This is a genomic window from Nocardioides imazamoxiresistens (assembly GCF_032378595.1).
In the GTDB taxonomy this organism is placed as follows: Bacteria; Actinomycetota; Actinomycetes; order Propionibacteriales; family Nocardioidaceae; genus Nocardioides; species Nocardioides imazamoxiresistens.
This window is the reverse complement of record NZ_JAVYII010000001.1, coordinates 204,973-220,765: the sequence shown is the minus strand read 5'-3', so window position 1 is coordinate 220,765 and position 15,793 is coordinate 204,973. Positions and strand designations below refer to the sequence as shown.

At 73.1% G+C, this 15,793-nt stretch carries 15 protein-coding genes; 6 read left to right on the top strand and 9 right to left on the bottom strand.

Annotated features, from left to right (window positions below; genetic code table 11):
• Positions 1–5: 5 nt before the first annotated feature.
• From RDV89_RS01085 to RDV89_RS01070, 4 genes are all read right to left on the bottom strand, one after another.
• Positions 6–1,223, bottom strand: a complete 1,218-nt coding sequence (locus RDV89_RS01085; protein WP_315730601.1) for an ABC transporter substrate-binding protein — start codon at positions 1,221–1,223, stop codon at positions 6–8.
• Positions 1,224–1,309: 86 nt separating this feature from the next.
• Positions 1,310–2,452 (bottom strand): branched-chain amino acid ABC transporter permease, encoded by a 1,143-nt coding sequence (locus RDV89_RS01080; RefSeq protein WP_315730600.1) that lies wholly within the window; start codon positions 2,450–2,452, stop codon positions 1,310–1,312.
• Complete coding sequence (locus RDV89_RS01075) at positions 2,445–3,344, bottom strand: branched-chain amino acid ABC transporter permease (protein ID WP_315730599.1); 900 nt, start codon at positions 3,342–3,344, stop codon at positions 2,445–2,447. Before RDV89_RS01075 ends, RDV89_RS01080 begins: the two co-directional genes overlap by 8 nt.
• A gap of 1 nt (position 3,345) precedes the next feature.
• On the bottom strand, positions 3,346–4,221 hold the full coding sequence (locus RDV89_RS01070) for an ABC transporter ATP-binding protein (RefSeq protein ID WP_315730598.1): 876 nt from the start codon (positions 4,219–4,221) through the stop codon (positions 3,346–3,348).
• A 206-nt stretch (positions 4,222–4,427) separates the two neighbouring features.
• Between RDV89_RS01070 and RDV89_RS01065 the strand changes: the two genes are divergently transcribed.
• Positions 4,428–5,180 (top strand): hypothetical protein, encoded by a 753-nt coding sequence (locus RDV89_RS01065; RefSeq protein ID WP_315730597.1) that lies wholly within the window; start codon positions 4,428–4,430, stop codon positions 5,178–5,180.
• A gap of 27 nt (positions 5,181–5,207) precedes the next feature.
• Here RDV89_RS01065 and RDV89_RS01060 read toward each other — a convergent pair whose 3' ends face one another.
• From RDV89_RS01060 to RDV89_RS01050, 3 genes are all read right to left on the bottom strand, one after another.
• Positions 5,208–5,765 (bottom strand): carboxymuconolactone decarboxylase family protein, encoded by a 558-nt coding sequence (locus RDV89_RS01060; RefSeq protein WP_315730596.1) that lies wholly within the window; start codon positions 5,763–5,765, stop codon positions 5,208–5,210.
• Positions 5,762–6,184 carry a carboxymuconolactone decarboxylase family protein gene (locus RDV89_RS01055; RefSeq protein ID WP_315730595.1) on the bottom strand — a complete coding sequence of 141 codons (423 nt, stop codon included), beginning with the start codon at positions 6,182–6,184 and terminating at the stop codon, positions 5,762–5,764. Before RDV89_RS01055 ends, RDV89_RS01060 begins: the two co-directional genes overlap by 4 nt.
• Before the next feature lie 76 nt (positions 6,185–6,260).
• Positions 6,261–7,037: an SDR family NAD(P)-dependent oxidoreductase gene (locus tag RDV89_RS01050; protein WP_315730594.1), complete on the bottom strand. Its 777-nt coding sequence runs from the start codon at positions 7,035–7,037 to the stop codon at positions 6,261–6,263.
• A 124-nt stretch (positions 7,038–7,161) separates the two neighbouring features.
• Here RDV89_RS01050 and RDV89_RS01045 point away from each other — a divergent pair, with 124 nt between their 5' ends.
• From RDV89_RS01045 to RDV89_RS01025, 5 genes are read left to right on the top strand one after another with little or no spacing between them, the layout of a single operon-like run.
• On the top strand, positions 7,162–8,343 hold the full coding sequence (locus RDV89_RS01045; protein WP_315730593.1) for an acyl-CoA dehydrogenase family protein: 1,182 nt from the start codon (positions 7,162–7,164) through the stop codon (positions 8,341–8,343).
• On the top strand, positions 8,340–9,503 hold the full coding sequence (locus RDV89_RS01040) for an acyl-CoA dehydrogenase family protein (RefSeq protein WP_315730592.1): 1,164 nt from the start codon (positions 8,340–8,342) through the stop codon (positions 9,501–9,503). The genes RDV89_RS01045 and RDV89_RS01040 overlap by 4 nt, the downstream gene beginning before the upstream one ends.
• Complete coding sequence (locus tag RDV89_RS01035) at positions 9,500–10,285, top strand: amidohydrolase family protein (RefSeq protein ID WP_315730591.1); 786 nt, start codon at positions 9,500–9,502, stop codon at positions 10,283–10,285. Before RDV89_RS01040 ends, RDV89_RS01035 begins: the two co-directional genes overlap by 4 nt.
• Entirely contained in the window at positions 10,282–11,442 is a 1,161-nt protein-coding gene (locus RDV89_RS01030; RefSeq protein WP_315730590.1) for an acetyl-CoA C-acyltransferase, read from the top strand. The genes RDV89_RS01035 and RDV89_RS01030 overlap by 4 nt, the downstream gene beginning before the upstream one ends.
• A complete protein-coding gene (locus RDV89_RS01025) occupies positions 11,439–12,890 on the top strand; it encodes an MFS transporter (RefSeq protein WP_315730589.1) in 1,452 nt (483 codons plus the stop codon). Before RDV89_RS01030 ends, RDV89_RS01025 begins: the two co-directional genes overlap by 4 nt.
• A 64-nt stretch (positions 12,891–12,954) precedes the next feature.
• Here the strand turns inward: RDV89_RS01025 and RDV89_RS01020 are convergent, their stop codons facing one another.
• Positions 12,955–13,719, bottom strand: coding sequence for an SDR family NAD(P)-dependent oxidoreductase (locus RDV89_RS01020; protein WP_315730588.1), 765 nt, complete (start codon positions 13,717–13,719; stop codon positions 12,955–12,957).
• A 72-nt stretch (positions 13,720–13,791) separates the two neighbouring features.
• On the bottom strand, positions 13,792–15,783 hold the full coding sequence (locus RDV89_RS01015) for an oxidoreductase (RefSeq protein WP_315730587.1): 1,992 nt from the start codon (positions 15,781–15,783) through the stop codon (positions 13,792–13,794).
• Positions 15,784–15,793 lie beyond the last annotated feature (10 nt).

The following is a 15,793-nucleotide window of genomic DNA, read 5'->3' as shown; positions in this document are numbered from 1 at the left end:
CGTCCTCACTGCAGCTCGACCGCGGAGGCGGCCTCGCTCTCGAACCAGTCGGCCAGCTGCGTCACGCCGTCGTCCTCGTCGGCGTTGACGCTGCACAGCTGGCTCGCCCGGAACGGGGTGCGGTCGTTGATGTCCTCGCCGAACGTCATGTCCGGCGTCAGCCCGTCGGTGCTGACGGTCGCGCCCTGCGCGGCCGCCACGATGCCCGCCGGGGTCGCGTCGCCGGCGTCGATGGCGTCGCGGATGAAGTCCTCGATCATCATGCCCGCGATCCAGCCGAGCACGATCGTGCCCTGCGGCTCGACGTCGTCGCCGAGCGCCTCGTGGAAGGTGGTGTTGCCCTCGCTCTCGGAGTCCCACAGCGGGTAGGAGCAGCTGACGATCATGTTCTCCTCCATGGCCGGGCCGACCGGGAGGTCGAGCAGTGCGCGGTTGTACGCGGTGCCCGGCGAGAGCAGCTGCGCGTCGTAGCCCAGCGACGACGCGGCGCCGACCGCCGCGATGGTGCCGCCGGGCCCGACGCCGAGCACGACCGTGTCGGCGCCGGCGCGGCGCATCGCGGTCACCTGGGCCGTGAGGTCGTTGGCGGTGGCGTCGGCGCTGGCCTCGGCGACGATCTCCGTCCCGGTGGCCTCCTCGACCGCCTCGACGCCGCGCAGGATCGCGTCGCCCATCGCGTCGGCCTGGTAGATCACGCCGACCTTGGCGCCGGGGTTCTCCTCGAGGGCGTAGGTCAGCAGGTTCGCCGTGTCGACCTCGAACGCGGTGCCCTGGGCGAAGGTGTTCGTCTCCTGGTAGGGGCCCTTGAAGCCGAGCGAGAGCACCTCGTCGTCGGCGGTGAAGGGCCGGATCGCGTCGGTGGTCGGCGTGCCGTAGGTGACCAGGGCGGCGATGTCGTTGCTGTGCGAGCGGTACTGCTGCACCGCCAGCTGCGGGTTGTACTGGTGGTCCTCGGTGATCAGCTCGACGTCGCGACCGTCGATGCCGCCGTTGGCGTTGAGGTGCTCGACGTACGCCTCCAGCCCGGCCTGCGCGGGACGCCCGCCGGAGGCCGCCGGCCCGGACAGGTCGGTCAGGGACAGCACCGTGATGGTGTCGTCGGTGACGCCGTTGCCCACGGCGAGGTCGCCGGAGCCGCCGCCCGGCGCGGCGGCGCAGGCGGAGCTGACGAGGAGGCCGGCGGCGAGGAGCGCGGCCGTGGTCGGACGGCGGGTGGGTCGCATGGTGGTTCCCTTCGAAGTGGTGCCGTGCGGTGGGGGTGAGCGGGGGGTGCGGGGCCGAGCAGGTGTCCGAGAGGGGACCGGCGGCGTCAGTCGACGCCGGCGGCCTTGTGGGCGCGGCCGGCGCGCAGGCGGCGGCCGAGCTTGCGGAAGCCGCCGGCGATGCCGTGCGGCGCGAGGACCATGACGAGGACGATCACGAGGCCGTAGGCGATCAGCGAGAGCGTCCCGGTGTTGAAGGTGCTGCTGGTGCCGCTGGCCTCCTCGACGAGGCCGAGCGCCGAGGTGAGCTCGCCCAGCAGCGTGGGCAGGGCCGTGATGAGCAGGGCCCCGACGACGGCGCCGCCGACCGACCCGAGCCCGCCGATGATGACCATCGCCAGGTACTGGATCGACTGCTCGAGCCCGAAGGACTCGGGGTTGAGGAAGCGGAGGTAGCCGGCGAGCAGGGCGCCCGACAGGCCGCCCAGGGCGGCGGAGATGGCGAAGGCCATGACCCGCGCGCGGGTCACCGCGATGCCGGCGGCGGCCGCCGAGCTCTCGTTGTCGCGGATCGCGTTCAGCGCGCGACCCCAGCGCAGGCGCTGCATCGCCGCGACCATCACCCCGACGAGCAGGGTGACGATGACCAGGAGCACGAACCACTTCATGTCGCTGGTGACCAGGCGGCCGCCGAGGGCCGAGTCGCGCGACATCTCGACCCCGAGGATCACGGGGGCCTCGACGATGCGTCCCGCGCCGCCGCCGGTCAGGCTGCGCAGGTTCACGAAGAGGTGCTCGCCGACGTAGGCGATCCCGATCGTGCCGACGGCCAGGTAGAGCCCGGACAGCCGCAGGGCGAGGGGACCGATCGTGAGGCTGGCGAGGGCGGCGACCGCCATCGCGGCGACCGCGGCGAAGAAGTAGGGGACGCCGTGGTCGGCGAGCACGGCGGCGGTGAACGCGCCGAAGCCGACGAAGACGCCGTGGCCCAGCGACATGATCCCCGTGGTGCCCATCGCGACGTTGAGCCCGATCGCCGCGACGGCGGCGATGAGACCGAAGTTGGCGACGGCGAGGATGCGGTCGTTCGCGGAGGCCAGCGCGGCGACGGCGGCGACCGCGACCACGACGGCGAGGATCCGCGACTCCCGGGTGCCGAGCAGCCGGGTGGCCGAGCGGACGTCGCGGGTCGTCGGGGCGGCGGGGGACGGGGCGGCCGACGGTCGGTCGGCGACGGAGGTCTCAGGCACGGATCACTCTCTTCGTTCCGAACAGCCCCTGGGGCCGCACGAGCAGGACGACGACGAGCACGAGCCACGGCACGATGACGTGGAAGTTGTGGCCGACGACGCCGGCCCAGGGGGCCTCGTAGCCGGCGACCAGGGTCTGCACGATGCCGATGGTCACGGCGCCGACGACGGCGCCGTTGATGGAGTCGAAGCCGCCCAGGACGGCTCCGGGGAAGGCGGCGAGCGCGATCAGGCCCATGTGGGGGTCGATGCCGCGCGGGTAGCCGGCCAGGAAGATGCCCGCGACGACCGCGAGCGCGCCGGCGATGGCCCAGACGATGACGGTCATGCGGCGGGTGTTCACCCCGAGCGCCGCGGCGGCCACCGGGTCCTGCGACATCGCGACCACCGAGACGCCGGCCCGGCTGCTGCGGAACCAGACGGTCAGCGCGCCGATGATGATGCCGGTGACGGCGATCGCCCAGAGGCTGGAGGTCGTCACCGAGACGCCGAGCAACGTGGTCGTCGAGCTGCCCCACGGGTCGCCGATGCCGAGCTTGTCGGTGCCGAACCCGGCGGTCAGGGCCGCCCGGATCAGGATGCCGAGCCCCAGGGTGCCGATGAGGACCGCCTCGTGGGAGTGCGCGGCGAGACGGCGCACGAGCGCGAACTCGACGAACACCATGAACGCGCAGGTCCCGACCAGTGCGAGCAGCACCGCGAAGGCGAACGAGAGCTCGAAGCGGCCGGGGCCGAACCAGTAGACGAGGAAGGCGCCCATGGCCATCACGTCGCCCTGGGCGAAGTTCAGCTGGCCGGTGGACTTGTAGATGAGCACGAAGCCGACGGCGATGAGGGCGTACACGGACCCGAGGGCCGTCCCCGTCACCGCGAGCTGGAGGAAGTCCTGCACGTCACGCCTCCCCGGTCGTCTCGGCGGCGGCCGGCGCGGCGGGGGTGCTGCGCTCGACGGAGTTGCCGAGGTACGCGTCGCGCACGCGCTGGTCGTCGCGGATCGCGGCGGGCGTGCCCTGGGCGATGACCTGGCCGAAGTCGAGGACCGTGATCTGGTCGGCCACCTCCATCACCATGGCCATGTCGTGCTCGACGACCAGGACCGACAGGCCGCGGCGACGCCCGAGGTCCTTGACGATGGCGGTGAGCTCGGCGGTCTCCGCGGGGTTCATGCCGGCCACCGGCTCGTCCATCAGCAGCAGCGTCGGCTCCATGGCCAGCGCGCGGGCGAGCTCGACGCGCTTGCGGGTGCCGTAGGGCAGGCCGCCCACCTCGACGTCCCACAGGTCCAGCAGGCCGAGCAGGTCCAGGACCTCGCAGACGGCCTCGCGGTGCGCGACGTCCTCGCGCCGCGAGCCCCGCCACCAGGCGAGGTTCGCGACCATCCCCGAGCGCATCAGCGAGTGGCGGCCCACGAGGGCGTTCTCGAGCACGGTGGCGCCGGGGAAGAGGGAGAGGTTCTGGAAGGTGCGTCCGATCCCGGCCCGGGGCACGGCGTGCCGCGAGGAGCGGGTCAGGTCGAGATCGCGGAAGCGCAGGGTGCCGCTGGTCGGGCGGGAGAACGCGCTCACGCAGTTGAACAGCGAGGTCTTGCCGGCGCCGTTCGGACCCACCAGGGCGACGGTCTCCCCGGCGCGCACGGTGAAGCCGACGTCGTTCAGGGCGGTCACGCTGCCGTAGCGGAGGGTGAGGCCCTCGACGCGCAGCACCACCTCCTCGGGGCGGCCGTCCGCCGCGGCGGGGACCGCGGCGGGAGTGGCGGCGGACGTGGGCATGGAGCTCCTTGGGCGCGAGGGGACACCGACCGGGTGCGGGAGGCACGGGGAAGCGGTCGCGGGGGTCCGCGCGGCTTCGTCGACTGCTGGCGACGGCGTCGCTGCGAATGATGCGCATCGTCGCCGGTGACCTGCATCACACCACAGTCAGGGCGGGTCGACAAGGCCCTTTCCAAACGAATGGTTGGCAGATTACGTTGCGCTTCATGTCCGCCACCACCCCCGCCGCCAGCAAGCGGATCCTGCAGTTCCAGCCGAGCGCGCTCCGGCCCCGCGAGGAGTCCGAGCGGCACTACCTCGAGGTGCACAGCCCGTGGGCGGTGCGGGTGTTCCGGGACCATCCGGGACTGCTGGCGTACCACACCAACCTGGTGCTGGGGCAGTGGGACATCGACGGTGGCTTCCGGCGCGTGCCCGACCTGTGGCGCTACGCGACGATGCGGTTCGGGCCCGAGGGCGGCGAGTTCTCGGCGTCGGTCGGCCGGATGCTGGCCCACGACCACCAGAACTTCCTGCGTGACCTGCGACGCTTCGACGTCACGGAGACGGTGGTGCTCGACCGGGGCACCGGGCAGCTGAGCTCGGACAAGTACGTGGTGGTCGTCGACCGGCCGGAGCGGCTCGACCCGCGGGCGGCCGCGACGGCTCTCGAGGAGCTCGTGGCACGGGTCGCGGACGCGTTCGCGGAGCAGTACGGCGCGCGGCGCCTCGTCGACAACCGGGTGCTGCGCGAGGGGGAGAACGTCGCGCTCGCCGAGCCCGGCCAGAAGCCGACCGGGCGCACGGTCGAGGGGTCGCGGCGGATGGCGTACCTCGAGCTCTACCTCGACCACCAGGTCTGGGGCGAGGAGCTGTTCGCGGGGCCGGCGCTGCGCGGTCTGCTCGAGGACTCCCCGTTCGCCCCCGACAGCGTCACCGCGTACCACCTCGCCGAGCGCGCCCCGCACGACCGCCGCTGAGCGGCCGGGGCGTGCCGGGGCGCGAGGTCAGATCGCGGCCCCGACGCTCGCGTTCCCGTCGCCGTCGAAGCGCAGCTCGCTGAGTCCCTCGCGCGGAGCGACCTCGATGCGCAGCGCGACCGACGCCTTCTGCTGGCTCCACTTCACGACGTCGAGCAGGATCTCCGCGATCTCGGACTCGGAGAAGTGGCGGCGCGCGTCCTCGCGCAGCCGGGCGTCGGCCGTCGTCGGCGCGAGGATGACCGCGTCGGCGAGCCGCAGCGCGACCTTGGCGCGCTCGGGCAGGTCGCTGGTCTCGTGGTGGTCGACCTTCGCCGCCAGCTCCTCGTCCACCTCGGTGGCGGCGACGTCGCGCACCGAGCGGCACAGGCGACAGTCGTGCACGCGTGCGCAGCGCAGCCGGACCAGCTCGGTGATGGTGGGGTCGAGCGCGTCGCGGCGCACGACGGCGGCGGCGAAGCGGGCCACCGCGTGGTCGATCGGGAGGCCGTACTTCGGCTGGGAGCGGTCGGTCGGCAGCGGGATCCGCGGCGCGACGGCGTCGCTGCCCCGTGCGCCTGCGGCGGCGTCCGCCTGCGCGCTCATCCGAGCACCACCCCGGCGACGTGGTCGACCCGGGCGCCCAGGTCGACCGCCCACACCGCGTTCGCCAGCTCGTGGACCTGCGCGGGCGAGCGGTCGACGAGCAACGCGTCCACCTCCGCGTCGCCCATGCTCGAGACCGAGAAGACGAACTGCTCCACGAAGGCCAGCACCGCCCGGTCCCGCTCGTCGAAGGCGGGGGAGGAGTGCCAGCTGTCGATGCTCGCGGCCCGCGCCCCGTCGAGCGCGTCGTCGGGGGCGGGCGCGGGCAGGTCGAGCAGGGCGGCGACGCGGTCGCGCACCATGGCGAGCGTGGCCGGCTCGACGCTGTCCGCCGCCACCCCCTCCACGTGCTCGAACGCCTCGACGACCTCGGGCGCCCGACGCCGTAGCGCATCGCGGCCGACGGTGAGAGGATCCATGTTCATGATCATCATCTCGGGGTGGTCGGGTGTCAACGACGGCGCCGGAGACTCAGGGCTGGGCTCAGGGCGGGGCTCAGGGCTGGCCGCCGTCGACGGTCAGGATCGACCCGGTGGTGTAGGACGAGAGGTCGCTGGCCAGGTAGAGCGCGGCGCCGACGATCTCGTCGGGCTGCCCCCCGCGCTTCGCGGCGAAGCCGTCGGCCCGCCGGGCGAACGCCTCCGCGTCCCACGACTTGCTGACGTCGGTGAGGAACGTGCCGGCCATGATCGCGTTGACGCGCACCGACGGGCCGAAGGTGTGGGCGAAGCCGACCGTGAGCGCGTTGAGCCCGGCCTTCGCGGCGGCGTACGGCAGCACGTGCGGCTTGGGGTGCACCGCCGCCGCGCTCGAGATGTTGATGATCGAGCCGCCGTCGCCCTCCGCCATCCGCGAGCCGACGAGGGCGGTGAGGCGGAACGGTCCCTTGAGGTTCACGCCCAGGACCTTGTCGAACAGCTCCTCGCTGAGGTCGGTGACGCTGTCGTAGAGCGGGGACATGCCGGCGTTGTTGACGAGCACGTCCACACGGCCGAGCTCGTCGTAGACGGTGTCGACGAGGCCGTCGAGGGCGCCCCACCGGCCGACGTGCGCACCGACGCCGAGCGTGCGGCGGCCCGTGGCCTCGGCCAGCTCGGCCGCGAACTCCACGCAGGCGTCGCCGTTGCGGCTCGCCACCACCACGTCGGCGCCGGCGCGGGCCAGTCCGAGGGCCATCTCGCGGCCCAGGCCGCGGCTGCCGCCGGTGACGAGCGCGACGCGGCCCGTCAGGTCGAAGCCGGGGGCGGGGACGTCGCTGCGGATGTCGGACACGTGAACTCCTCGTCGTCGAAAGGCGCCGATCGGGTTGACGGCGCCGAATCCATCGCTATGGTGATCATAGTTATCATCCACTCAGGTGTCAGCACCGTGACACCGCTAGGTCCAGGGGGCCGAAGTGCTGGGTTTCCAACTGACCCCGGAGCAGCAGCAGCTGCGCGAGCTGGCCGCCGAGGTGGCGCGCGAGGTGTACGCCCCGCGGGCCGACGAGTGGGACCGCGAGCGGACTGCTCTGCCCGCCGAGGAGGTCCGCCGCCTGGCGGACCTCGGTTTCCTCGGCATCGCCATCCCCGAGGAGCACGGGGGCCACGGGGGAACGCTCCTCGACGCCCTCATCGTCCAGGAGGAGCTGGCCAAGCAGTGCCGCCCCGCCGCGTTCCAGGTCTTCGAGGCCAACGTCGGTCCCTGCCGCGTCATCGAGTTCTTCGGCACCGAGCAGCAGAAGCGCGACTACCTGCCGCGCGTGGTCTCCGGCGAGGTGACCATGGCGATCGGCATCTCCGAGCCCGACGCCGGGTCCGCCGCGACCGACATGAAGACGCGGGGACGCCGCGACGGTGACGACATCGTCATCACCGGCAACAAGCGCTGGATCTCCAACGGCGGGCACGCGGACCACTATCTCGTCTACTGCCGCCTCAACGACGACCCCGGCGCCAAGGGCATCGGCGCCGTGATCGTCCCGGCCGACACCCCGGGCGTCTCCTTCGGTGCCGGCGAGAAGCTCATGGGCTTCCGCGGCATCCCGAGCGCCGACATCTACTTCGACGAGGTGCGCGTCCCCGCGAGCAACGTCGTGGTCGACGCGGGCGGCTTCCACAAGCTGTTCGGCGTGTTCTCCATCGAGCGGCTCGGCAACGCGACCATGTCGCTCGCCATCGGCCAGGCCTCGCTGGACCGCACGGTGTCCTACGTGGAGCAGCGCCACCAGTTCGGCCGTCCGCTCGTCGAGTTCCAGAACGTGCAGATGACCGTCGCCACGATGGCCACCCAGGTCGAGGCGGCCCGCCTGCTGATCTACCGCGCGGCGGTCAACGGCGGAACGAGCCTGCCCGTGCCGTTCGAGGTCTCCGTCGCCAAGTGCTTCGCCAACGAGATGGCCAAGCAGGTCTCCGACCTGGCCATGCAGATGCACGGCGGCAACGGCTACTCGGAGGAGTACGGCATCGAGCGGCTGCACCGCGACTCCCACGGCTGGGCGATCGCGGGCGGCACGCCGGCGATCCAGCGTGTGAGGATCGCCTCGGAGCTGTTCGGACGCAACTTCAACCAGCGACCCCCGGAGGCGATCGGCCAGTGAACGACAGCGGAACGACGGCGCTCTTCTCCCTCCCGCAGCGCTACGTCGACCTGCAGGAGGAGGCCCGCAAGCTCGCCCTGGCCTGCGAGGACGTGGCCGCGCGCGCCGACGAGGCCGACCGCTTCGACCCGGACGTGCGCGAGCGGCTCGCGGCCTCCGGGCTGGCGAAGGTCGTCGTCGCCGCGGAGTACGGCGGCCGCTTCGAGGCTGTCGACTCTCTGGCGGTCACGGTCGTGCGCGAGGCGCTCGCCAAGGTGAGCGCCCACCTCGACTCCATGTTCGCCATGCAGGGCATCGGCTCGTTCGCCGTGTCGGTGGCCGGGTCGGAGCGGGTGCGCGCGCACTGGCTGCCGAAGGTCGCCACGCTGGAGGCCGTCGCGGCCATCGGCCTGACCGAGCCCGACGTCGGCTCCGACCTGCGCGCCATCACGACCACGGTCGTGCAGGACGGCGACGAGCTCGTGGTGAACGGTCACAAGTCGTTCATCACCAACGCCCCCGACGCGTCGTTCTTCGGCATCCTGGGCAAGGAGGGCGACGACTTCTCGCTCGTCCTCGTGCCGGCCGACGCCCCGGGCGTCACGGTGACCACGCCGCACCAGATCGTCGCGCCCCACGTGCTCGGCGACGTCGTCCTGGAGGACGTGCGCGTGCCGCTGGACCACCGGCTGGGGGAGCGCGGCCAGGGCTTCCGCCTGATGCTCTCGACGCTGGCGACCTTCCGGGTCTCGGTGGCCGGCGCCTCCGTCGGCCTCGCCGAGGCGGCGCTCGAGGAGGCCCTCGGCCACGCCACGACCCGCCAGCAGTTCGGCGGTCCGCTGGCCCGTCTCGGCGGGGTCCCCGCCGCGCTCGCCACGTGCTGGATCGACATCGAGATGGCCCGGTCCCTGACCTACCGCGCCGCCGCCGCGGCGGCGCAGGACCCGCTGGCCGGCCTGCACCTGTCGTCCATGGCCAAGGTCGGCGCGACCGAGGCCGCGGGTCGGGTCGTCGACCGCTGCGTGCAGGTGATGGGCCGCTTCGGCCTCGTGCGCGGCGGCAAGATGGAGCGCTTCTACCGCGAGGCACGTCCCATGCGCATCTACGAGGGCTCGACCGAGGTCATCCTCGACTCGCTGGCCAAGAAGCTGGTGAAGGACCACGAGGGGGGCGCCCGATGATCATCGACTGCCACCTCCACGTCTGGCCCGACCACATCGCGCACGCGATGCAGGCCCAGCGGCCCGCCGGGATGAAGCTGCGCTTCGACGGCACGCTCGACGGCCTGCTGCGCACGATGGACGAGTCCGGCATCGACAAGGGCCTCGCCCTCGGGGTCGGGATCAAGGCCTCGGTCGTCGCCAAGACCAACGAGTTCATCGGCTCGGTGCCGCGCGACCGCCTCGTCCCCTTCGGCACGGTGCACCCCGACCTGTCGGTCGAGGAGAACCTCAGGCACCTGCGCGACAACGGGATCGTCGGCGTCAAGCTGCACCCGCTCTTCCAGACCGTGTCGCTGGCCGACCCCAAGGTCCACGAGATCCTCTCGGCGCTGGGCGACGAGGGCATGCCCGTCGTCACCCACGTCGGTGCCGGCGCGGACGAGGAGGCCAACGAGCGCGGCGCCCCGGCGCTGCTGCGCAAGCTGGCCGACTCCATCCCGCACCTGCAGCTGATCGCCTGCCACTACGGCGGCTACCACCGCCTCGAGGAGGCCGAGCAGCACGTGGTGGGCTCGCGGGTCACCCTCGAGACGTCGTGGCCTCCCACCATGGCCGAGCTGGAGCCGGAGAAGGTCCGTGACCTGATCCGAGCCCACGGTGCCGACCGGGTGGTCTACGGCTCGGACTGGCCGATGGCCGACCCCGCGGCGGAGATCGCGGCGATCCGCAACCTCGGGCTCACGCCCGAGGAGGAGGCGGGCATCCTCGGCGGGAACCTGGCGCGGATCCTGGGCCTGTGAGCGGCGCGGGCTCGGCGGCGTACCTCGTCGGCGCGGTCCGCACCGCCACCGGCCGCCGCGGCGGAGGCCTCGCGCACGTCCACCCCGCCGACCTCGGCGCGCACGTCCTGCGCGCGCTCGCCGAGCGCACGGGCGTGCCGACCGAGGAGGTCGACGACGTCCTGTGGGGCTGCGTCGGCCAGGTCGGCCCGCAGGCATCGAACATCGGGCGTACCACCGTGCTCTCGGCCGGCTGGCCGGAGAGCGTGCCCGCGACCACGATCGACCGCCAGTGCGGGTCCTCGCAGCAGGCGCTGCACTTCGCCGCCCAGGCCGTGCTGGCCGGGGTGCAGGACCTCGTGGTCGCCGGCGGGGTCGAGGTGATGAGCCAGGTGCCCATCGGCTCGCCCACCCTCGTCGGCGTCGAGGCCGGTCTGGGCCACCCGCGCGAGGGCCGGGGCTGGGTCGAGCGCTACGGCGACCAGGAGGTCAGCCAGTTCCGCGGGGCGGAGCTCATCGCCCGGCGCTGGGACCTGACCCGGGAGCGGATGGAGGCCTTCGCCGTCACCTCGCACGAGCGCGCCCTCGCCGCCCGCGACGCGGGCGAGCTGGACGAGGAGGTCGTCGAGGTCGACGGCGTGGCCCGCGACGAGGGGCCGCGGCCGGGCACCACGCCCGAGCGTCTCGCGGGTCTGGCCTCGCTGCGCGAAGGGGGCCGGATCACCGCCGCCCTCGCCAGCCAGATCTCCGACGGCGCCGCCGCCGTGCTCGTCGCCTCCGAGGCGGCGGTGCGCCGCCACGCCCTGATGCCGCTGGCGCGCGTGCACTCCATGGTCGTCACCGGGTCGGACCCGGTGCTCATGCTGACCGGCCCGATCCCGGCCACCGAGCGGCTCGTCGCGCGCTCGGGCGTACCGCTGGACCAGGTCGGCTCCTACGAGGTCAACGAGGCGTTCGCGAGCGTCCCGCTCGCCTGGCTCGCCGAGACCGGCGCGGACCCCGACCGGCTCAACCCGCAGGGCGGTGCCATCGCGCTCGGGCACCCGCTGGGCGCCACGGGTGCGCGGCTGGTGACCACGCTGGTGCACCGCATGCGCCGCCGCGGCGAGCGCTACGGGCTCGTCGCGATGTGCGAGGGCGGCGGGATGGCGAACGCGACGCTGCTCGAGGCGGTGTGACCACCGCGCCCACGCGGACCCGGGAGCGCAGCGACACCGGGCTCGTCGCCTGCCTGGCCTTCGCAGCGCTGACCGGCGCGATCGTCGCCGGGCTCGGCAGCCCCATCGTCTTCGAGGTCGCCCAGGACCGCGACGTCGCGATCCCGGACGCGCAGTGGAGCCTCATCGTCACGCTGATCGTCGGGGTCGTGGGTACGCCGGTGCTGTCGCGGCTGGCGGACGGCCGGCTGCGCCGCAACCTCCTCGTCGTCGCGCTGCTGCTGGTCGCCGGGGGCAGCGCCCTCGCGCTGGTGCCGACGTTCCCGGCGCTGCTGGCGGCCCGCTGCTTCCAGGGGTTCGGCTACGCCATGGTGCCCCTGACGGTCAGCATCGCCCGCGAGCAGCTCTCCGGGCCCGTCCTGGCCCGCACCCTCGGCGTGCTGTCCACGAGCGTCGCCGTGGGCGTCGGGCTCGGCAACCCGGCGATCGGCCTGTGCGTGATGGTCGGCGGCTACCGCGCCGCGTTCGTCCTCGCGCTCGTCGTGGCGGGCTCGGCGGCCTGGTGGGTGTGGCGGCGCGTACCCGTCTCGGGCGAGGGCGTGGGGGAGGTGCGCATCGACCTGCCCGGGGCGCTGCTGCTGGGCTCCGCGCTGACCGCGACGCTGCTGTTCGTCGCCCGCGGCGACATTTGGGGCTGGACCTCGGCGCCGGTCCTCGCGCTCGCCGGCGTCGGCGGCCTGCTGCTCGCCGCGTGGGTCGTCGTCGAGCTGCGCACCCGCGAGCCGCTCGTGGACCTCCGACTGACCTGCGCGCGCGGCGTGCTCGGCGTCAACGTCGCCGCGTTCCTGCTCGGCATCGGGGTCTTCGGCGGCGCCACCGTCGTGATCCTCGTGGTGCAGCGGCCGGTGGAGACCGGTGTCGGCCTGGGGCAGTCGGTGTTCGTGACCGGCCTGCTGATGCTCCCGATGGCCGTCGCCAGCCTGGTCTCGCCCCCGTGGGCGCGAGCGGCCGAGCGGGTGGTCGGGTCGCGCTCCGTGCTCGCCTTCGGCTCCCTGCTCGTCTCGGCGGCCTTCGGGTTCTTCGTGCTGTGGCACGACACGTGGTGGCACGTCGCGGTGATGATGCTGCTCTTCGGCATCGGGATCGGCTTCGCCTACTCGGTGATGCCGGCGATCATCGTCGCCCGCACCCCGGAGAACCGGACCGCCAGCGCCACCGGGATCAACCAGGTGCTGCGGCTCATGGGTGGCGCGGTCGGTGCGGCGATCGTGGCGGCCGTGCTGTCGACGTACACGCCCGTCGGGGCGGTGCACCCGCACGAGGTCGGCTACGAGGTCGCCGCCTCGTTCTCCTGCGGGGGCGCGCTGCTCGCCGCCGTGATCTCGCGGCTGCTGCTGCCGCGCCGCTACGAGCCGGCCGCCGACCGCGACGGAGGCGTTGCCGAGGCACCGGACGCGCCGATCGTCTGACCCACGGACGACGACGGGACCGTGGCCACCACCGCCACGGTCCCGTCGTCGGGTCAGGCCGACGTCACTTCGCGGTCAGACCGCCGTCCACCGGGATGGTCACGCCGGTGACGTAGCTGGACATGTCGCTGGCCAGGAACAGTGCGACCTGCGCGATCTCCTCCGGCTGCGAGGCGCGGCCCAGCGGGATCGTCGAGAAGAACGCGGCCTTGCGGCGCTCGATCTCCTCGGGGTCGTCGATGCGGAAGAAGCCGGGCAGGCCGGGGGTCTCGACCGAGCCGGGGGCGATCGCGTTGACCCGGATGCCGTCGGCGGCGTGCGCCAGCGCCATGGAGCGCACGAGCGCGATCACGCCGCCCTTGGTGAAGGAGTACATCGGGCTGAAGGGCGAGCCCACGAGCCCCGACGTGGAGCTGGTGAAGATGACCGACGCGTTGCCCGACGCCTTGAGCGCGTCCATGAGGTAGCCGGACAGGAAGAAGCTGGCCCGGCCGTTGATCTCGAGGCCGAAGTCCCACTCGTCCTCGCTGAGGTCGAGACCGGCGGCGCCGGGGATGCCGACGTTGTTGTAGAGCACGTCGAGCTTGCCGTGGTCCTTCGTGACGCCGGCGGCGAGCTCCTTGAGCGCGGCCAGGTCGCGCACGTCGACGGCGGCGTACGCGGCGCTGCCGCCGGCCTCCTCGATGCCCGCGACGGTCTCCTTCGCGGCCTGCTCGTTCAGGTCGACGACGACCACGTGGGCGCCCTCGCGGGCGAACGCCTCGGCGCCGGCGCGGCCCATGCCGGAGGCTCCGGCGGTGACGAGCGCGACCTTGTCCTTGAGCAGCATCTGTTCTCCTCGTTCTCGGTGGTGCGGGTGGTCTCGGGTGGTCTGGGGTGGTTCTCGGGTGGTTCTCGGGCCTCAGCCGGACGTGACCAGCTGCTGGGCCAGGGCCCAGGCCTGTCGGGTCGCGAAGACGAGGCGCCGCGGGGCGTACGCGTCGCCCAGCAGGTGCAGCTCGGCGCCGCCGGAGCCCTCGGTGCGCAGGGCGTCGTAGAGCGACGGGTCGGCGACGCTGCCGCAGGCGAGCACGACGGAGTCGAACTGGAACGCGTGGGTGCGCTCGCGCCACGAGTACACGTTGCGCGTCGTCACGGTGTGCCGCTCGATGCCGACGACCTCCTCCATGAACGTCATCTGCACGTCCTGCGCGTCCAGCCGGCCCAGGATGCCGCCGATGATGTAGCGGCCCAGCAGGGGCGCGGGCTGGTGCGTCGCGTACACGACGTGCACCTCGTGCCCGGCGCCCGCGAGGTGGTCGGCGACGGTGAGGGGCGCGACGTGGTCGTCCTGCGCCACGACCAGCACGCGGCGGCCGGGGGAGGCCGTGCCGGCGAGGACGTCGCGGACGTCGAGCACGTGCTCCGCCTCGACCCCGCGGATCTCGGGCCGGCGCGGGCCCGCACCCGTCGCGACGGCCACGACGTCGGCCCCGGCCGCGCGGACGGCGTCGGCGTCGAGGCGCGTGCCGAGCCGGACGTCGACGCCGAGGCCGGCCAGGCGGCGCGTCTGCCAGTCGAGGTACTTGCCGTAGTTCTCGTGGCGGGGCGCCTTGGCGACGTAGCGCAGCTGGCCGCCGAGCTCGTCGGCCGCCTCCACGAGCTGCACGCTCATCCCGCCCTCGGTGGCCAGCGCCGCGAGCTCCATGCCGGCGGGCCCGCCGCCGACCACGAGCAGCCGGCGGCCCGGGGCGGGGTTGGTCCAGGGCGCCTCGTCCTCGTGGCTGGTCGCCGGGTTGACGGCGCAGCCGAACGGCAGGTTCTCGACGTAGCGCCGCGAGATGCACTCGTTGCCGCCGACGCAGGGCCGGATGTCGGCCTGCCGCCCGTCGCGGGCCTTGGCGAGCAGGTCGCCGTCGGCGATGTGGGCGCGGGCGATGCCGACCACGTCGGCGTGCCCGGCCGCGAGCACGCGCTCGGCCACGTCGGGGTCGTTGATCCGTCCGGTGTGGACGACCGGGAGCGAGATCGCGGCGCGCAGCTCGCCGGCCAGCTCGGCGTACTGCGCCGGGTCGAAGTAGGTGGGCTGGATGTAGCTCGGGTTGCCCCACGGGCTGCCGACCACGCCGTGCACGTAGTCGATGAGGCCGGTGGACTCGAGGTACTGCGCCAGCTCGATGCCCCCGTCGACCCCGTAGCCCTCCGGGACCTCCTCGCGGATGTTGAGGCGCACCCCGACGGTCATGCTCGTGCCGACGACGTCGCGGATCGCCCGGATGCACTCGACGGCGAACCGCGCGCGGTTCTCCAGGGACCCGCCGTACGCGTCGGTGCGGCGGTTGGTGAAGGGGGAGAGGAACCACTCGTGCAGGTCGTCGTGGTTCAGGTGCAGCTCGACGCCGTCGGCGCGGCCCTCCTGCGCGAGCCGGGCGGAGTGGGCGTACTCCTTCACGAACTCGTCGATGTCGTCGGTGTCCATGACGTGCGGCATCAGGTTGATCACCGGGGCGCTCATCACGTTCGAGGCGCCGTGCGGCATGCCGCCCTGGTGCACCATCTGCACGGTGACGCGCGAGTCCAGCGCGTGCAGGGCGTCGCAGTAGGCCTGCACCCGCTCGACGAAGAAGGGGAGCCGGAAGAAGCCGAGGGTCGCGGCGCCGACGCCGGTCGGCTCGAAGCCGGGGATCAGGTGGTTGCGCACGTGGGTGGACAGGCTGCCCACCCACGCGGGGCCGTCGTCGCGGCAGCGGTCGACGAAGTACGCGATGTTGCGCGCGGCCTCCTCGTCGGTGCCGTAGATGTTGCCGATGGCGGAGGCGTGGGGCGGCATCATCACGCGGTTGCGCAGCTGCATCGTCCCCACGGTGACCGGCGAGAAGATGTGCGAGTACGTTGCGTGGGCGGTCGTGCTCATCGGCCCTGCT